The organism is Sandaracinus amylolyticus, assembly GCF_000737325.1.
GTDB classification, from domain to species: Bacteria; Myxococcota_A; Polyangia; order Polyangiales; family Sandaracinaceae; genus Sandaracinus; species Sandaracinus amylolyticus.
Map to the genome: position 1 here is coordinate 3,067,546 of NZ_CP011125.1, position 16,680 is coordinate 3,084,225.

General features: G+C 71.6%; 14 protein-coding genes. 6 read left to right on the forward strand and 8 right to left on the reverse strand.

Going from position 1 to position 16,680, the window contains the following annotated elements; genetic code table 11:
- The first annotated feature begins 35 nt into the window (after nt 1–35).
- The 4 genes from DB32_RS46660 (at nt 36) to DB32_RS12875 (ending at nt 5,510) form a co-directional block, all read left to right on the forward strand.
- Complete coding sequence (locus DB32_RS46660) at nt 36–1,610, forward strand: EB domain-containing protein (RefSeq protein WP_053232723.1); 1,575 nt, start codon at nt 36–38, stop codon at nt 1,608–1,610.
- Nucleotides 1,607–2,401 (forward strand): hypothetical protein, encoded by a 795-nt coding sequence (locus tag DB32_RS12865; RefSeq protein ID WP_053232724.1) that lies wholly within the window; start codon nt 1,607–1,609, stop codon nt 2,399–2,401. Before DB32_RS46660 ends, DB32_RS12865 begins: the two co-directional genes overlap by 4 nt.
- A gap of 79 nt (nt 2,402–2,480) precedes the next feature.
- On the forward strand, nt 2,481–3,269 hold the full coding sequence (locus DB32_RS12870) for a hypothetical protein (protein ID WP_053232725.1): 789 nt from the start codon (nt 2,481–2,483) through the stop codon (nt 3,267–3,269).
- A 1,428-nt stretch (nt 3,270–4,697) separates the two neighbouring features.
- Nucleotides 4,698–5,510 carry a hypothetical protein gene (locus DB32_RS12875; RefSeq protein ID WP_053232726.1) on the forward strand — a complete coding sequence of 271 codons (813 nt, stop codon included), beginning with the start codon at nt 4,698–4,700 and terminating at the stop codon, nt 5,508–5,510.
- Nucleotides 5,511–5,671: 161 nt separating this feature from the next.
- Here the strand turns inward: DB32_RS12875 and DB32_RS12880 are convergent, their stop codons facing one another.
- Complete coding sequence (locus DB32_RS12880; protein WP_157069000.1) at nt 5,672–7,015, reverse strand: trypsin-like serine peptidase; 1,344 nt, start codon at nt 7,013–7,015, stop codon at nt 5,672–5,674.
- Nucleotides 7,016–7,325: 310 nt separating this feature from the next.
- Between DB32_RS12880 and DB32_RS12885 the strand changes: the two genes are divergently transcribed.
- Nucleotides 7,326–8,963, forward strand: coding sequence for an ATP-binding protein (locus DB32_RS12885; protein WP_053232728.1), 1,638 nt, complete (start codon nt 7,326–7,328; stop codon nt 8,961–8,963).
- Here DB32_RS12885 and DB32_RS12890 read toward each other — a convergent pair.
- The 6 genes from DB32_RS12890 to DB32_RS12915 form a co-directional block, all read right to left on the reverse strand.
- Nucleotides 8,950–10,632: a sigma-54-dependent transcriptional regulator gene (locus DB32_RS12890; RefSeq protein ID WP_240481192.1), complete on the reverse strand. Its 1,683-nt coding sequence runs from the start codon at nt 10,630–10,632 to the stop codon at nt 8,950–8,952. The genes DB32_RS12885 and DB32_RS12890 overlap by 14 nt on opposite strands.
- Before the next feature lie 36 nt (nt 10,633–10,668).
- Complete coding sequence (locus tag DB32_RS12895; RefSeq protein WP_157069001.1) at nt 10,669–11,394, reverse strand: hypothetical protein; 726 nt, start codon at nt 11,392–11,394, stop codon at nt 10,669–10,671.
- Nucleotides 11,395–11,589: 195 nt separating this feature from the next.
- Complete coding sequence (locus DB32_RS12900) at nt 11,590–13,320, reverse strand: phytoene desaturase family protein (RefSeq protein ID WP_053232731.1); 1,731 nt, start codon at nt 13,318–13,320, stop codon at nt 11,590–11,592.
- A 100-nt stretch (nt 13,321–13,420) separates the two neighbouring features.
- Nucleotides 13,421–13,648 carry a helix-turn-helix transcriptional regulator gene (locus DB32_RS12905; protein WP_053232732.1) on the reverse strand — a complete coding sequence of 76 codons (228 nt, stop codon included), beginning with the start codon at nt 13,646–13,648 and terminating at the stop codon, nt 13,421–13,423.
- Nucleotides 13,642–14,070 carry a hypothetical protein gene (locus tag DB32_RS12910; protein WP_053232733.1) on the reverse strand — a complete coding sequence of 143 codons (429 nt, stop codon included), beginning with the start codon at nt 14,068–14,070 and terminating at the stop codon, nt 13,642–13,644. The genes DB32_RS12905 and DB32_RS12910 overlap by 7 nt, the downstream gene beginning before the upstream one ends.
- 90 nt (nt 14,071–14,160) lie before the next feature.
- Nucleotides 14,161–14,952, reverse strand: coding sequence for an SDR family NAD(P)-dependent oxidoreductase (locus tag DB32_RS12915; protein WP_053232734.1), 792 nt, complete (start codon nt 14,950–14,952; stop codon nt 14,161–14,163).
- Nucleotides 14,953–15,178: 226 nt separating this feature from the next.
- Between DB32_RS12915 and DB32_RS12920 the strand changes: the two genes are divergently transcribed.
- Nucleotides 15,179–15,997, forward strand: coding sequence for a hypothetical protein (locus tag DB32_RS12920; protein WP_053232735.1), 819 nt, complete (start codon nt 15,179–15,181; stop codon nt 15,995–15,997).
- On the opposite strand, the gene DB32_RS12925 is transcribed toward DB32_RS12920, so the two are convergent.
- On the reverse strand, nt 15,998–16,666 hold the full coding sequence (locus DB32_RS12925) for a hypothetical protein (RefSeq protein WP_157069002.1): 669 nt from the start codon (nt 16,664–16,666) through the stop codon (nt 15,998–16,000).
- Between the last annotated feature and the right edge of the window lie 14 nt (nt 16,667–16,680).

Genomic DNA, 16,680 nt, shown 5'->3' on the forward strand with positions numbered 1-16,680 from the left:
GCTCCACACCATGTTCATTCGGGACCACCAGCCTCGTGGATCGGCTCACGATGTTCCACGTGAGCCGTCCCGCGCGGCTGATGGTCCACAACGAGATGCACCGCGTTCGCTCGATCTCGATGCTCTCGTGCCTGCTGTGCGTCGCCGTCGGCGCGTGCACACAGGGCGTCCGCGTCTTCGATCCCGACGGCGGCGACGGCCCCGATGCCTTCGCGCCGCCGCCCGACGCCGGCCCGTCGCGTCGCGTCTTCGTCGACGACGGCATCGACCCGGACATCGAGCGTCGCTTCGACGAGGCGGGCGCGAGCCCCGCCGCGCCTCCGTCGCTCGTCTACCCCGAGGACGGCACGCTCATCCCGCCGAACCTCCGTGGCGTCGACTTCCACTTCCATCCGAGCGGGTTCCAGACCTTCGAGATCACGCTCTCACAGCACGGCGAGCCCGCCGTCGTCGTGTACACGTGGTGCACGCCGATGGGCACCGGGTGCACGTTCCAGCCCGGCACCGAGATCTGGGAGGAGCTCGCGCGCCGCCGCCCCGACGGCCCGTTCGAGGTGCGCATCCGCGGCCTCGCCGGGGACCTCGCGAGCACGCCGTCGGAGCCGATCCACGTCGAGCTCGCCGACGAGCCGATCCTCGGCGGGATCTACTTCTGGACCGTCGAGCCTCCGTCGATCCGTCGCTACGAGTTCGGCCTCGCGCGCCGCAGCTCCGAGCTCTTCCTGAGCGGCGCCGAGGAGGGCAGCTGCATCGGCTGTCACGCGCTCTCGCGCGACGGCTCGCGCATCGCGGTCGGCGTCGCGGGGCCGAGCGGCGAGCCGGGCTCGCGCATCTACGACGTCGCGTCGCGCACGATGGTGCTCGATGCGCCGGTGCCCGGCGATCTCGTCTCGTACGGCCCGACCGGCGACATGCTCGTGAGCGGCGCGATGACCGACGCGCCGGTCCGCTTCTTCTCCGCCGACGGCGCGCTCCTGCACGACCTCGGCGTCGTCGGTCGCGGCGGCGACTGGTCGGCGGACGGCGAGCACGCCGTGTACGCCGCGCACTTGCTGTCGGGCCCGTCCGAGCTCCACCTCGTCACGCGCGACGGTGACGCGTGGAGCGAGCCGCGCGTGATCCCGACGCCGACCACCGACGCCGAGGCGTTCCCCGCGTTCGCGCCCGACGCGCACTGGATCTCGTACGTCGGCACCGACACCGCGAACCCGACGCGCTCGCTGCTCGCGGTGCTGCACGTCGCGGACGAGCAGGTCGTGCACCTGCGCCGCGCCGCCGTCGACGACGACGTCACGTTCGCGCGATGGAACCCGAACCCGTACTCGCACCGCGGCCGGCGCATCTTCTGGCTCACGTTCTCGAGCCGCCGCGACTACGGCCTGCTCTCCGACGCGAACCGGCAGATCTGGATGGCCGCGTTCGATCCCGAGGCCGATCCCGAGGACCCGTCGCGCCCTGCGTTCCGCATCCCGGCGCAGACGTACGGCGTCGGCAACTTCATCGCGCAGTGGGCGCTCTCGGTGAGGCGGCAGCCGTGCGAGACCGACGCCGACTGCCCCGACGGCGAGGAGTGCCACGACGGCTTCTGCCGCCCGCGGGGGCCGGAATGATCACGCGCGCGATGCTCGTGCTCGTCGTGCTCGCCTCGGCGTGCACGACGCGTGATCCCTCGCTCGACGACGACGCGGGCGTCGACGCCGCGACGAGCGATGCGGGACCGCCCGACGCCGCGCCCGTCGACGCGCCGATCTCGCGCGCGCGATGCGACGAGGACGGCGAGGCGTGCTGCGCCGACGGACGCTGCGGCGGCAACCTCCGCTGCGAGGCGGGCATGTGCACGCTCCGCGGATGCGGCGCGATCGACGCGCCGTGCTGCGAGCGCGACCTCTGCTCGCGCGGCGCGGTGTGCGAGGAGGGGACGTGCGTGATCGCGCCGTGCGGCGTCGTCGCGGGCGCGGCGTGCTGCGAGGCCGATCCCGCGTGCGAGGGCACGCTCGAGTGCATCGACGGCACCTGTGATCCGTGCGGCGCGTCGGGACAGGCGTGCTGTCCCGAGCGCGGCTGCGACGACGGGCTCGAGTGCCTCGGCGCGTTCTGCGGTCCGCCTCCGCCGTGCGGCGAGATCGGCGCGCTCTGCTGCGACGAGGAGCCGCGATGCGCGTCCGGCTCGGGCTGCCGTCCGATCGCGGGCGAGGAACGATGCCTGTCCGGGCCGACGTGCGGCGCCGAGGGCGGCGCGTGCTGCGACGGAGACGTCGAGTGCGCGCCCGGCTTGGTGTGCGTGCCCGAGGGGCAGTGCGTGCGCTGCGGTCAGCTCGACACGTTCTGCTGCGATCCGCCGCTCGCGTGCGGGCCCGGGCTCGAGTGCAGCCCGGAGGGGACCTGTCGCTTCGCCCCGTGAGGGCGACGTCAACCCGAGCGGAACGCTCCGGCGAGCGCGGATTTCCGCGCGTGGATCGACGATCGGGTACAACCAGTACGTGACCCGCGTCGTCGCACCCATCGTGCTCGCGGTCGTCGCCACGGCGGCGCCCTTCGTCGCCCACGCACAGCCACGCACGGTGCGCGACCCCGACGTCGCCGACGCGGTGATCGCGATCGAGGCGCCCTCGGGCGCGCTCGGCGCGGACGAGCTCGAGACCGGGCTGCGCGTGCTCCTCGCGCCGATCAGCGCGTGCCTGCGGGAGCGGCCGACCGATCCGGCGGACATCGTCGTCGCGGTCGACGTGAGCGCGCGCGGGCGCGCGACGCCGCGCATCACGAGCGAGCTCACGAGCAGCCAGCGCCGGTTCGCGCGGTGCCTCACGCGCGCGTTCGGTGCGGCGCGCTTCCCCGAGCGCGACGCGAGCACGCGCGCCGTGGTGCACGCGCTGGTCGGCACGCCGACGCCGAGGATCGCGGGCGCGACCGAGCCTGCGGCGCCGACACCCACGCCGTCTCCTCCGGTCGCGGCGCCCTCGCAGCCGCCGACCGAGGAAGAGCTGCACGCGCGCGCGCTCGCCAGCGTGCAGGCCGCGCTCGCCGCGCACCCCGACGCGCTCGGCGCGTGCGCGCGCCGCGCCGCGGTGCAAGCACCGGGACGCGTGTGGGTGCGCGTCACGTTCCCGAGCGCGAGCGGCGCGCCGTCGATCGACATCGTGCGCAGCGACGTCGAGAGCGCGGCGCTGACGAGCTGTGTCGCCGAGACGATGCGCGGCTGGACCTACGAGAGCCCGGGCGCCGGCGCGAACGTCGTGCTGCCGATCGAGATCACGCGCCCGGCGCGCTGACGCCCAGGGCTCGCGGCGGGCGGCATGTCTCGAGGCCACACGGTCTCTGGGTTGTACTGACCTGCGCTCTTCGGTGTGCACTCGCTCCAGGTTCGCGCCTTCGGCGCGAACGTCGCTCTGCTGGCTTCCAAGGGTCTCGGCGTTCGGGCCGCTCGTGGTGGGGTTGCTTTGCGGTGGGCGCCTTCTCAGTCCCCGCGGAGTCTCTCTCGGTAGCTCGTGCCGAGTCCCCGCGGCGTCGCTTGCGGTGGAGTTGGTCTCGAGGACGCACGGTCTTTGCGTCGTACTGACCGTGTGGCTTCGGTGTGCACTCGCTCCAGGTTCGCGCCGTTGGCGCGAACGTCGCTCTGCTGGTTTCAAAGGGTCTCGACCTTCGGGCCGCTCGTGGTGGGGTTGCTTCGCGAGCGCGGTGTGCCGAGTCCCCGCGGAGTCTCTCTCGGGGGCGCGATCTCGAGTCTCCGCGGAGTCGTTCTCGGTGGGCGTGATCTCGAGGACACGCGCTCTTGATGCTGCCAGGACTCGGCAGACCGCCATCGCGAGCGACGCTGCGGGGACTCGGCAACACGCCGCCGAAAGAGCCTCTGCGGGGACTCGAGATCGCGCCCACCGCGAAGCAACCCCACCACGAGCGGCCCGCTTGCCGAGACTCAAACGAAACAGCGGAGCGACGTTCGCGCCGAAGGCGCGAACCTGGAGCGAGCGCACACCGAAGCCGGACGGTCAGCACGACCCAGAGACCGTGCGTTCTCGCGAGAGCGTCACCGTGAGCGATGCTGCGGGGACTCGGCACGCCGCGGTCGCGAGCGATGCTGCGGGGACTCGGCAACACGCCCCCGAAAGAGACTCTGCGGGACCGAGATCGCGCCCACCGCGAAGCAACCCCACCGCGAGCGGCCCGCTCGACGAGAGCCAAACGAACCAGCGGAGCGACGTTCGCGCCGAAGGCGCGAACCTGGAGCGAGCGCACACCGAAGCCGCGCGGTCAGCACGACCCAAAGACCGTGCGTTCTCGCGACGGCGCCCACGTCCACGGCCCCATTGCCCCCATTGCAGTCGCTGGACAACAGATCTCTGTTGCCGATCGCTAACGTTAGCGATCCGGAACAGATCTCTGTTGCCCAGCGACAACGTTACGCCCTCCCGCACGTCGCGAGGTCCCGCTTCGACAGCGATACCGGTTCCGCGACCTCCGGCTCTCGGTCGGCGACATCGTCAGCGTCGCTGGACACCGGCCTCTCCGAGAACGCTACGGCTGACGGTGCCTCCACTGCCCGCTCTCCGCGGCTCGCGCTCGCTCTCGATCGCGAACAACACGTCTTCGACGCAACGCCTTGATCGAGGCTCCGATGAGCACCTCGTCCGCGCGACGCGCCTCCCGAGCGGTCGCGCTCTCAGCCCGGGCTCTCCGGGAGAAAAAGTCGAGGCGTTCCCGTGTCCGAGATCATCTTCAACCAGCACGGCGGGCCTCCGAAGGTGCCCGCGCAGAACGCGAAGCCGCTCTGGCGTCTTCTCGTCAACCAGGCGCCCTCCGACCTCACCCGCGAAGAGCGCGAGCTCCTCGACCGTGTGGGCGGTCATGCGGCGCAGCTCGAGGCCGCGCTCAAGCAGCGCGACGGGATGGGCGGCGTGCGCGACGCCTTCCTCGACTTCGTGAACGGCTGGAGCGCGGTGTACGGCGCGCTCGACGCGGTGAGCCGCATCCCGGCGTCGGCGAGCACCAAGGGCGCGCGGGCGGCGAAGCTCGTCGCGAGCACGTTCCCCGACGCGCTCGGGTTCACGCGCTTCGCGGCGCCGCAGGCGTGGGCACACGGTGACCGCCTGCTGTCGCGCATCGCGGAGAGCGGCGCCGATCGTCAGATCGACGAGCTGATCGGCCCCGATCACCTCAAGGCGGCGAAGAAGGTCACGAGCGCGCTCGGTGAGCTCATCGGCGCAGGCCGCACGCCGATCGAGATCCCCGACCCGACCGCGGTGCAGAACCTGCTCGGCAAATTCCAGCGCGCGGTCGGCCGCTACAGCCGCCTGATGCTCGCGAAGGTCGACGAGGAGGACCCGCGCAGCGTCGAGCGCTTCCGCAAGGCGGTCGCGGTCCCCGTCGATCGCTACCGCTCGACGCGCACGACGCGCGAGGACGACGGCGAGGTCGAGCCGACGGATCCGAGCGAGCCGTCGGATCCGAGCGAGCCCAAGACGCCGGTGATCGATCCGACGGGGCCGAACGGGCCGTTCCTCTCCGAGACGTGAAGACAGGCGCGTTCTCCGATGTCGTCGATCGACGCGAGGCACCGCCGCGGGTCAGACCCCGCCGTCGCCAGCTGATCACGCGAGACGAGAACGAGGAGCCGCGCTGCGCGCGCGGCTCCTCGTTTCTCTTTTTCGCCCGCCGTCGCGGGCCTCGCATCACGTCACGGCATGCTCTGGCGGAGCGACGCGATGATCCCCGAGTACTCGCGGGTGATGCGCACGCCGGTGTTCGGGCGGTCGTCGTCGCCACCGCACGTGAAGCAGTGCTCCCAGCTCACGACGCCGGTGACCGCGACGGTGTCGGAGTCGAGATAGCTGTAGAGCGAAGAGCCGCTGTGACCTCCGGACATGTCGCAGCTGAATCGGAATCGACGCTCGATTCCATCGGCGTCCGTCGACGAGTGCTCACCGACGTTGCACGCCTGCGTGTCTCCGTAGAGCCCGAGTCGCTGGCACGAGGCCGGCGCGTTCACGGCGCCGCACACCGGATATCCGCGGTTGAACCGAGTGCGATTGGCGAACTCGCCGTTGTCGCCCCACCAGTACCAGCCCATCCAGCCGACGGTCTCACCGAGGCGCGAGGCGTGCGTGACGATCACGCCGATGTCCCACGGCGTCGCGGAGTAGGGCATGTCCGCGAGCCCGTCCGAGAGCGCCATGAAGTTGCCGGGCACCCAGTACCAGGTCGCCGCGACGTCGGGATTCGGGTTGTACGGCGCCGACGAGCGCCACGCGCTCGGACCGCTGCGCCCGGCGTACGCGGTGGTCCCGCGCCAGGTGCCGTTGGTGAAGTTCCGGATGCAGTGCGCGGCGGTCACGATGTGCTTCGGCCCGACGAGCGTGCCCGAACAACCACCGTTCGTGCCGAGCGACACGAGACGTCGATGCGCAGAGTCGGTGTGCGCGACTCCGATCGTCCCGCGCAGCGTGCGAGTGTCCTGCGCGTTCGACCAGCCCTTGCGCGTCGTGGGATCGAGCGCGGCGTCGTCCTCGACGAACGGCACGGTCGGGCGCTCCGACGCTTCGGAGACGGGCTCGCGCGTGCCGCGATCGATGCCGCGCTCGTGCGCGCGATCGTCGGCGGCGTGCAGGACGTCGCGCGGGAATCGGACTTCGAACTCGTTCCCGGTCTGCAGGTGGACTGCCACCCACGTCGCGAAGTCGGGGTCGTCGGCGACGGTCGCGTCGTCGTCGGAGTCGCCGTACTCGACCTCGAACGGCGCGTCGTCGCCCGAGACGACCTCGCCGCGACCGCGATAGCGCACGACGATGCGCGAGTCGGCGTCGTCGCCGAAGCCGAGCTCGGTCGTCATCTCGCCCAGCGAGTCGCGCAGGGATGCGATGTCCGCGGTGAGCGCCTCGTCGGGCTCGAGGTCCTCGGGAAGGACGACCTCGACGGGGGTGACGGCGGGGGCGTCGAGCTCTGGCTCGGGCGCGGCGTCGTTGCCGCGGGCGGCGCAGCCCGCGAGCGTCACGATCAGCATCGATAGGACGTAGCGCTTCATGTCGTCTGTCTCCACGTGTCGAAGAAGAGCGGAAGGACGACCGCGACCTCGTCGCGCCCCCTGCCCGACGGGCTCTCATTGCAGCGCACGTGCCGCGTCGGATTGCCTCGATTTCGGGCGATTTCCCGAGCATGCGGGTCGCGGGAATCTGCGAGTCGCGAGCTTCCGAGAGCGCCAGTCGCGAAGATTCGCGACTGGCATCCAGGCGTCCCCCCAGAGAGCCGGGTGGCTCTCGAAGAGGTGTTGGAGGCGGCGCGCCGAGACCTGTCCGTCCGTCGCGCGACGCCGCGCGCGCTATCCTCGCTCGCCGATGTCCAACGACGCCGATCTCGCTTCGCTGCGCGCCCGCATCGCCGAGCTGGAGCGCGAGAACGCGCGCCTGCGTGCGGGCGTGTTCGAGCCGAGCACACCCGAGGTCGTGCGCACCCCGGGCGACCTCGCGCCGCTCTTCGCGCAGGTCGGCGCGACGATGCGCGAGCGCTTCCGACAGATCGACATCGACCCGGCGCGCGCGATGATCGGCATCGCGGGAGAGCGCTATCTGCTCGTGCGCGCGTCGTCGCTGGCGACCGACTTCCTCGACACGCTCGTGCAGCTCTACGCCGATCGCGGCGAGCGCGAGGCGCTGTCGATCGCGCGCGGGTTCCTGTTCGACATCGCGCACACGATCGGCCTGCACGACGCGCGCTCGATGCACGAGCAGCTCCGCTCGCGCGAGCCGCTCGAGAAGCTCGCCGGCGGGCCGATCCGCTTCGCGTACACGGGGTGGGGCCAGGTCGAGATCCGACCCGAGAGCAGGCCGATCGCCGACGACGACTTCTTCCTGCTCCACGCGCACCCGTACTCGTTCGAAGCGGCGAGCTTCATCGCGTCCGGGCGCAGCTCCGACGTGCCCGTGTGCATCATGGGCGCGGGTTACTCGTCGGGGTGGTGCGAGGCGAGCTTCGGCCTCGAGCTCACGGCGGTCGAGGTCGCGTGCAAGGCGCGCGGCGACGAGGAGTGCCTCTTCGTGATGGCGCCGCCGCACCGCATCGCCGATCAGATCCGCGCGCGCTTCGGCGGCGGCGATCGCGGCGGCGCGATGCGCGAGAGCGCGATCGACATCCCCACCTACTTCGAGCGCAAGCGCGTCGAGGAAGAGCTGCATCGGTCGATCGAGCGGCTGCGCGAGGCGCAGGAAGAGCTGGTGCGGAAGGAGCGGCTCGCGACCGTCGGCCTGCTCGTCTCGGGCGTGGCGCACGAGGTGAACACGCCGCTCGGCGTCGCGGTCACCGCGATGGGCGTCGTCGGCGAGGAGATGAGCGCGCTGCGCACGCTCTTCGAGCACGGCGAGCTCACCAAGGGCTCGCTGCGCGCGTTCCTCGAGCGCGGCGGACAAGCGGCCGAGATGGTGCGCTCCAACCTCGACCGCGCGGCCGCGGAGATCACGAAGTTCAAGCGCGTGTCGGTCGATCACTCGAGCGAGGAGCCGCGCCGCATCGACGTCGGCGAGTACGTGCAGCAGACGCTCGACAGCCTGCGACCGCTGGTGCGCCGCGCGGGGCTCGACGTCCGCGTCCGCACCGGCGGCGACCTCGGCTGCGTCACCTGTCCGGGCGCGCTCGCGCAGATCGTCACGAACTTCGTGACCAATACGATCATGCACGGCGTGCGCGGCGACGGGTCGCGCACCGCGGTCGAGATCACGATCACGCGCCCGACCGCGCGCACCGTCTCGCTCGTCTACCGCGACGCCGGGCGCGGGATGAGCGAGGCGACGCGCGCGCGCGCGTTCCAGCCGTTCTTCACCACGACGCGCGGCACGGGAGGGACCGGCCTCGGCCTCTACGTCGTGCAGTCGCTGGTGGCCGACACGCTCGGCGGCAGGGTGACGCTCGAGAGCGAGCTCGGCGCGGGGACCACGCTCACCGTGGTGTTCCCCGTCGATCGCGCGATCAGCGGCGCGTGATGCCGAAGCTCTTGAGCTGGTACGAGAGCGTCGAGGGCTTCACGCCGAGGAGGTCCGCGGCGCCGCCGGGGCCCGCGACCTTGCCGTCGGCGGCGGTCATCACCGCGAGCAGGTTCTCGCGCTCGAGGTCGCGCAGCTCGTCGGCGGTGTAGAAGCCGCGGGTCGGCCAGCGCGAGGCGCCGCGCGGCTCCGCGGGCACCGCGGACGAGCGCGCGGGCTCGGCGAGCACGTCGTCGGCCACGCTGCTCGCGCTGTCCGGCAGGATGGTCTCGAGCCGCAGCACTCCGTCGACCGCGAGGATCACGGCGCGCTCCACCACGTTCTCGAGCTCGCGCACGTTGCCGGGCCAGGGGTAGGCCTCGATCGCGCGGAGCAGCGCCGGGGAGGGCGGCACGAACGGCCGGCGCAGACGCGCGCACGCCTTCGCGACGAAGTGCTCGAAGAGCGGCGCGATGTCGGCGCGTCGCGCGCGCAGCGGCGGCACGGTGATCGGGAAGACGTGGAGGCGGTAGTAGAGATCCGCGCGGAACGTGCCGGCCTCGACGCACGCCTTGAGGTCGCGGTTCGTCGCGGCGACGACGCGCACGTCGACGCGCTGGGCGCGGGTGTCGCCGACGCGCTCGACCTCGCGCTCCTGCAGCGCGCGCAGGAGCTTGCTCTGCAGCTCGAGCGGGATCTCGCCGACCTCGTCGAGGAAGAGCGTCCCTCCGTCGGCGAGCTGGAAGCGCCCGACGCGATCCTTGTGCGCGCCGGTGTACGCGCCCTTCACGTGGCCGAAGAACTCGCTCTCGAAGATCTCGCGCGGGACGCTCGCGCAATTGACCTTCACGAGCGGCCCCGACGCGCGCTCGCTGCGCGCGTGGATGGCGCGCGCGACGAGCTCCTTGCCCACGCCGGACTCGCCGAGCACGAGCACCGTGGCGTCGGTCGCCGCGACGGCGTCCACCTCGCTCAGGATGCGCTGCAGCGTCGCGGACGCCGCGATGATCTCCGCGCCGCCGCCCGCCTCGGACACTTCTTCGCGCAGGTAGTCGCGCTCGCGCTCGAGCCTCCGCTTGAGCTGCGCGATCTCGTCGAGCGCCGCGGTCTGCGCCGCGTACGCGCGCTCGAGCTCCTCGCGCTGCGCGGTGACCTCGAGGAGCTGCTGATAGGTGCGCAGCGCCGCGATGACGGTGGTGAGGAGCCGCGTCGAGGTGAGCTCGGTCTTGGTGCGGTAGTCGCTGATGTCGAAGTCGCGGATCACCGTCGACTCGGGCGCTTGTCCCGGCTGACCGGTGCGCAGCACCACGCGCACGTTGCGGTTGCCGAGCGCCTCGCGGATGTGGCGCACGAGGTCGAGCCCCGCGTCGTCGGTCTCCATCACGACGTCGAGCAGGACGAGCGCGAGGTCGGGATGGTCGGCGAGCAGCGCGCGCGCTTCGTCCGCGGAGCGGGCGCTCAGGAATTCGAGGCGTCGCTCGGAGAACGAGACGCTCCGCAGGGCGAGCACGGTGACGTCGTGCACCTCCTGCTCGTCGTCGACGATCGCGATCTTCCAAGCGCCGTCGGGAGGCGCGCCGGGCGCTGGACGCGCCGCGTCGTCGTCGTCGTCGCGCGCGAAGGGAGACTCGTGATCGTCGGACCGCACCACGTGCGCGAGCGTGCCGAGCGAGGGACGCGATTTCAACACCCCGTCGCCCGGCTCCTCACGCTCCGCGCGAGCGCGTCAGTACATGTCGTAGCCGAGGCCGCCCAGCAGCGCGATGGTCTGGAAGTCGTCGCCGAACCACGTCGGGTGCACCTCGAACGAGACCTGGATCGCGTGGCGCTTGCCCGGGCCGTCGCTCCCGATGTTCAGCGCCACGCGCCCGTGGAGGCCGAAGAACGGGTTCGAGCCCGCGCAGCCTCGATCGCGCGCGGTGCCCACTTGTCCGTCGCCCTGCGCTCCATCGTCGCAGCCGGTCCACACGTCGATCGACGGGCCCGCGGCGATCGAGATCACGTCCGCCGGAGTGAGCTCGAACATGAACGAGTTCCAGAGCGAGAACGCGCCTTCCTCACTGCCGCCCTGCGCGACCAGCGACGCGTATTGCGCGGTCGGCTGGTAATAGGCCGCGACCAGATCGCCGATCTGGATGCCGAGACGGAGGCTCCCACCGAGCATCCAGCCCTCGGGCTCGTTGAACGTGTACCCACCGTTGATCGACGCGCCGAGCCGCGGACGGATCATGTCGGGCCTGTCGACCTCGACCTCGTGCATCGGCGCCACCTCGGCGTCGAGCTGTGCGGGCGGTGCCTCTTGCTCGACGACGACGCGCTCTTCGACGATCACCGGCGGCTCGCCGGCGCGCTCTTCGATGATCAGCGTCTCTTCCTCGACCTGCGCCGACGCGCTCGGCGCCATCGCCGCCCACGCGGCGCACGCCGACGCCACGATCCACATCCTCCGCATCGGTCCACGTCCTCCTGCGCCCGCGAGAGCGCGCTGGACGCTCCGCACTCCGCGTTCCAAGCGCTCGCGAGCTGCGGACCGAGGGCGAGAGATCACACCGCGCGGCGCGCCGGGCGGCGCAGCGCGGCGAGCCGCGAGCGCTCCGGCGCAGCACGCCTCGCGCGCACGGGCGCGCTCGGTCGTGCGTGGCGCGGCTCACGGATCGCGGGCGACGCGCTCCTCGACGCGAGCGGGATCGTGAGCCTCGCGATCACGCGCACACCCGCGATCATCGACCACCGGACGGCGGGCTCGGTCGCGCGGCTCGCTCGCGGGCAGAGTCTGCAGCCAGGCGGGGTCGAGCGCGTCGGTGGCGCGCTTGCCGTCGATCGCCTCGGCGAGATGGCGGAACGCGGCGCTGCGCTCGTGCTTCATCACGAGCAGCGCCGCGTTCACACCGGCTTTGACCGCGATCGGGACGCCGCCTCCGAGCTCGGCCCACTGACCGCTGAAGATCAGATGTCGAATCGGTGTGAGGTAGTGCGCCGCTCCGCTCCACAAGTTGGCGCGGCTCGGCTTCGCGCCGACGATGCTCCCGTCGCGATTGCCCGTATATCGAAGGTGCGTGATCGGAGTGGCCACCTCGCGCACGACGACGTGCTCGCGGATGCGCGTCGACAGCGCCGCTTCGACGCGCGCGATCAGGATGTCGGCATAGGCGTTCTTGAACGCGACGTACTCGGATCCTCGCGCGAGGCTCGGCCCGGTCTTCCAGTGATCGTGATCCCGGATGTCGGCCGACACGGTGAGCCTCAGCGTGCCCATCCCCGGCGGCGCGAGGCTCGGATCGCGCACCGACGACGCGAGCGCCGTGATCGCGACGCGCGTCGGATCGCCCGCGTTGTGGTCGCGCCGCGAGACGTCGTCCCGCGTGAGCATCACGATCTCGGAGCCGAAGCCGAGCTCCTCGGCGGGACGATCGAGGCCGAGGAACACCGTGAGATGCGAAGGGCCGATCTCGGCCTCGCGCAGCTTCGCGACCCAGTCGCGATCGACGCTCTCGGGCGGCAGCATGTGCTCGTACACGCTCGCTTGGTCACAGGCGGCGAGCACGTACTTCGCGCGGATCGATCCCTCGCGCGCTCCCCTCGTGTACGAGACGCCGGTCACACGCCCGCGCTCGACGTGGATCCGATCGACGCGCGTGCGGCAGGCGACGTGTCCGCGCCACGCGCGGATCGCGCGGACCAAGAAGCGCCAGAGCTCGCGCGCGCCGCCGAGCGGCGCCGACTGGTAGTCGTGGGTGTACGCCCAGCCGAGCGGCAAGAGGCACGACAAGAGGCGCTCTTCGGAGCAGAAGATCCGCGCCATCACCCGCGCTTCGAAGAGCTCGTCGAACGCGTCCTCGGTGGACCACTTGAGGTGCTCGAGCAAGTTCGAGCGCAGGCCACGAGCCGCCATCCCGACGCCGTGCGCGGCCTTCTCGAGGAGCGACATCGTCGCGGCGATCCGCATGTGATCGGCGAACCCGCTCATCGACGTGCCGAGCGCCTTCGAGGCCTCGAAGAAGCGCCGCACTCCCTCTGCTTGCTCGGGCGCGTCCGCCGCGATCCGATCGCGGAGCTCGTCGGGCTCGTCCGTGAGCAGATAGTCGAAGCTCTGTCCCTTGTACCGTCGGATGCGGCGCAGCGCCGGAGTCTCCGGCGCGCCGGGCCCGACGATGCGCAGGATTCGCCGCACGGCGCCTTCTGGACCGCACTGATTCAGCCAGTGGATCCCCGTGTCGAAGACGAATTTCCCGCGGCGGAACCCCGCGAGGTATCCGCCGGGCGTGTCCGCCATCTCCAGCACGCAGACGCGGACTCCGGACTTCGCGAGCAGCGCTGCGCTCGTGAGCCCTCCGATCCCGGCGCCGATCACCACGACGTCACACTCGTCCGGAAGCATCGTCCGGAGGACATCGCCGCGGGCCCTCGCGCTCACACCTGGTCGCCGACCGAAAGTCACGCGCTCCGCGCGACGCTCGTGCGAAGCCGGGCGCGCGCGCCTACTGCGAGTCCGCGTCGGGGTAGTGGAACACCTGATCGAGCGGGGCTCCGAGCACGCGCGCGATCTTGAACGCCACTTCGAGCGAAGGTGAGTATTTCCCCTGCTCGATCGCGATCAGCGTCTGTCGCGTGACACCGACTCTCTCCGCGAGCTCCGCCTGCGTCATCTCGCCGCGCGCGAACCGCAGGGCGCGGATCGAGTTCGTGACCTTCGTCGGCTTCACCACGGCGCGAAGCCCCGCCGATGGGCGACCAGCTTGACCGTCGTGCTGACCAGCGCCGCGAGCACGAACGCGAGATAGATCGCGTTGGCGATCCAGAAGTGATCCGCCTCGGCCATCGTCAGCGCGAGCGCACCGGCCACGCCCACCGACGACACGAAGTAGCCGACGACGTCGCCGTAACGATCGATCGCGCGATCGCGCTCGTCCTTCTGGTGCGCCTCCTTCGGCGTGGCGATCGAGAGCGCGATCGTCCCCACGATCGAGGCGAGGATCGCGATCCCGATCGCGCCGAGCATCGCGCCCGCGTAGGGCACGTCGGCGAGCGGAACGCCCTGCGCGCGCGCGAGCACGAGCGCGACGTACCCCGCGTACGAGAGCGCGGTGACGACGAGGTAGATCCAGGTGCGCTTTTCCTCGAAGGACATGTCCCTCGCACGTCGCACGTCGGACGTCGGACGTCGGACGTCGGCGACATGCGAGGGATACGGGACAGTCCGCGCCGCGTTCAACGCGAATCAGACCGGCTCGGCGAGCTTCCCGTGCGCGCGCGCCTTGATGGGCTCGGGGAGCAGCTCCGAGATCGCGCCCATGACGCGCGTCTTGAGGCTGCCGCCGTAGAGCTTGTGCTTGCCGCGCATCATCGCGTCGAAGCCCTGCTTCGCGACGAGCGCCGCGTCGTCCTTCTTCTGCTGCCCGACGCGCGTGTGCTCCATGTCCGCGCGGCGGAAGAACGGCGTCTCGGTGGGCCCAGGCTGCAGCGCGGTGACGGTCACGCCGGTGTCGCGCAGCTCGTCGCGCAGCGCCTCCGCGAGCCCGAGGCCGAACGCCTTCGTCGCGCCGTACACCGCCGTGCCCGACGCGGGGATGATCGCGGCGACCGACGACGTGATCAGCACGCGGCCTTTCTTGCGCGCGACCATGCCGGGCAGCACGCGCTTCGCGAGGTGCACGATCGAGTCGCAGTTGAGCGCGATCATGCGCAGCTCGCGATCGAGGCTCGTGTCGCGCACGAAGTCACCCGAGACGCCGACCCCCGCGTTGAGGAGGAGCGCGTCCACCGGGCGTCCGGTCTCGGCGATCTCGCGCCACGCCTCCTCGACGCCCTCGTAGGTCGCGAGGTCGATCTGTCTCGCGTAGACGGTCGCGCCCTTGCCGCCGAGCTCGGCCGCTGCATCGCCGATCTTCGCGTCGTCGGCGATGAGGAAGACGTCGAACCCGTTCGCCACGCACTGCCGCGCGAGCTCGAGCCCGATCCCGCTCGATGCGCCGGTGACGACGGCGAGAGGCTTGTCGGTTGCGTTCGCCATGCGGTCTCTCCTTTCGCAGCGCGTCGGCTCCGCAACGGTCGTACCGACGCGCGGACCTCGGACAGAGAGACGATCGGTGCGCGACGACGCGCCACGATCGACGCGATCACGCGGCCCGTCGTCACGCGTGCATCGCGCTGCACACCGGGCGCGCAACGCCGTGCGCGAGTCGACGCGAACGGCGGCGCTTTCGCGCGGCACGCCATGTGATCGGGTCGCGCGACCCATGCGAACCACCCCGCTCGCCTCGCTCTTCCTGCTCGCTGCGTGCTCGGATCCAGCGCCTGCGCGCGATGATGCAGGCACCGATGCCTCCCAGCTCGATGCCTCGGCCCTCGCCGACGCATCCGCGCCCGACTCGACGACCGGCGCCCCGCGCAGCGGGCTCGTGTCGCTGACCCACACGAACCTCGGGAGCCACGTGCTCTTCGGGTACTTCGGGCCGGGCACCATCGAGGATCTGCGCGCCGGCCTGCTCTTCGCGGAGTGCACGATCGACGACGAGCGCGGCGACTGCATCGCGCTGACGTGCCCGGGTGGCAGCGAGACGGCGACTCACGACGCCGGCGCGCTCAGCGCCTCGATCGACGGCGTCGAGCTGCTCGTCGCAGGCGAGCCGGGCGCGTCGGGCATCTACTCGGCGCTCGGAACGGGCGCGGCCTTCGAGGCCGGCGACGTCGTGCGCTTCGCCGCGACGGGCGCCGACGTGCCGGCGTTCTCCGCGGACGTGATCGCGCCGAGCGCGCCCGCGATCACGCTGCCCACGACGATCTCGCGTGACGCGCCGCTCACGCTGACGTGGGGCGCGACGACCGCCGAGTCGGTGCAGGTCGGGCTCGTCGGCGCGGGCACCGGAGTGCGCTGCATCGTCCCGGCCGCGCGCGGCTCGGTCACCGTCGACCCCGCGCTGCTCGCGTCCGAAGCGCTCGGCTCGAACACGCTGCTGAACGTGACGGCGTTCACGACGACCGAGGTCGTCGCGGGCGACTACGCGCTCGACGTCAGCGTCTCGGATGGCGTGAGCGCGCCGGTGACGCTCGAGTGATCACTCGAGCGTCACCGCGAGATCGAACGTGCCGCGCGACGCGAGCTCGCCGTCGACGACGACGTACACCGTCGCGCCGGCGTCGACGGTGAACGTGATCTCCTCCGGCTCGCCGGCGTCGTTGAGCGTCGTGCCCGCGACGCAGCCGATGCCGCCGCACGTGCGCACCGCGTAGAGCAGCGGGTCGAACGTGGTCGTGGTCGGCGTCACGCGCACGCGATACGTCGTCTGCGCGGCCGGGCTCACGACGTAGACGACGTCGCGCCCCGAGGCCGCTCCGCCCGCCGGACAGCCGGAGCCCATCGGGCCGTAGTCGTCGGTCGCGTCCATCGTGCTCTGCGCGCTCAGCGTGGCGCCCTCGGTGACGTCGATCGCGCCCTCGCACGTGTCGCCGTCGTCGCCGGTGGATGCGTCGGCGGTCGACGCGTCCGCGCCTGCGTCCGTGTCGCCGGCGTCGACGATGCTCGAGTCGATCGCGCCCGCGTCGTCGCTGCCCGCGTCGTCGCTCGCGGCGTCGATCGGCGTGCTCCCGTCGCGCGGCCCGGCGTCGATCGGTGTGCTCGCGTCGGCGCCGGCTCCGGCGTCGTCGACGGTCGCCCCGTCGTCGTCACCGCAGCCGGTCACCATCGCCACCACGAGCGCCATCGAGCACACGACCCGTCGAGTCATGGGCCCGATCGTAT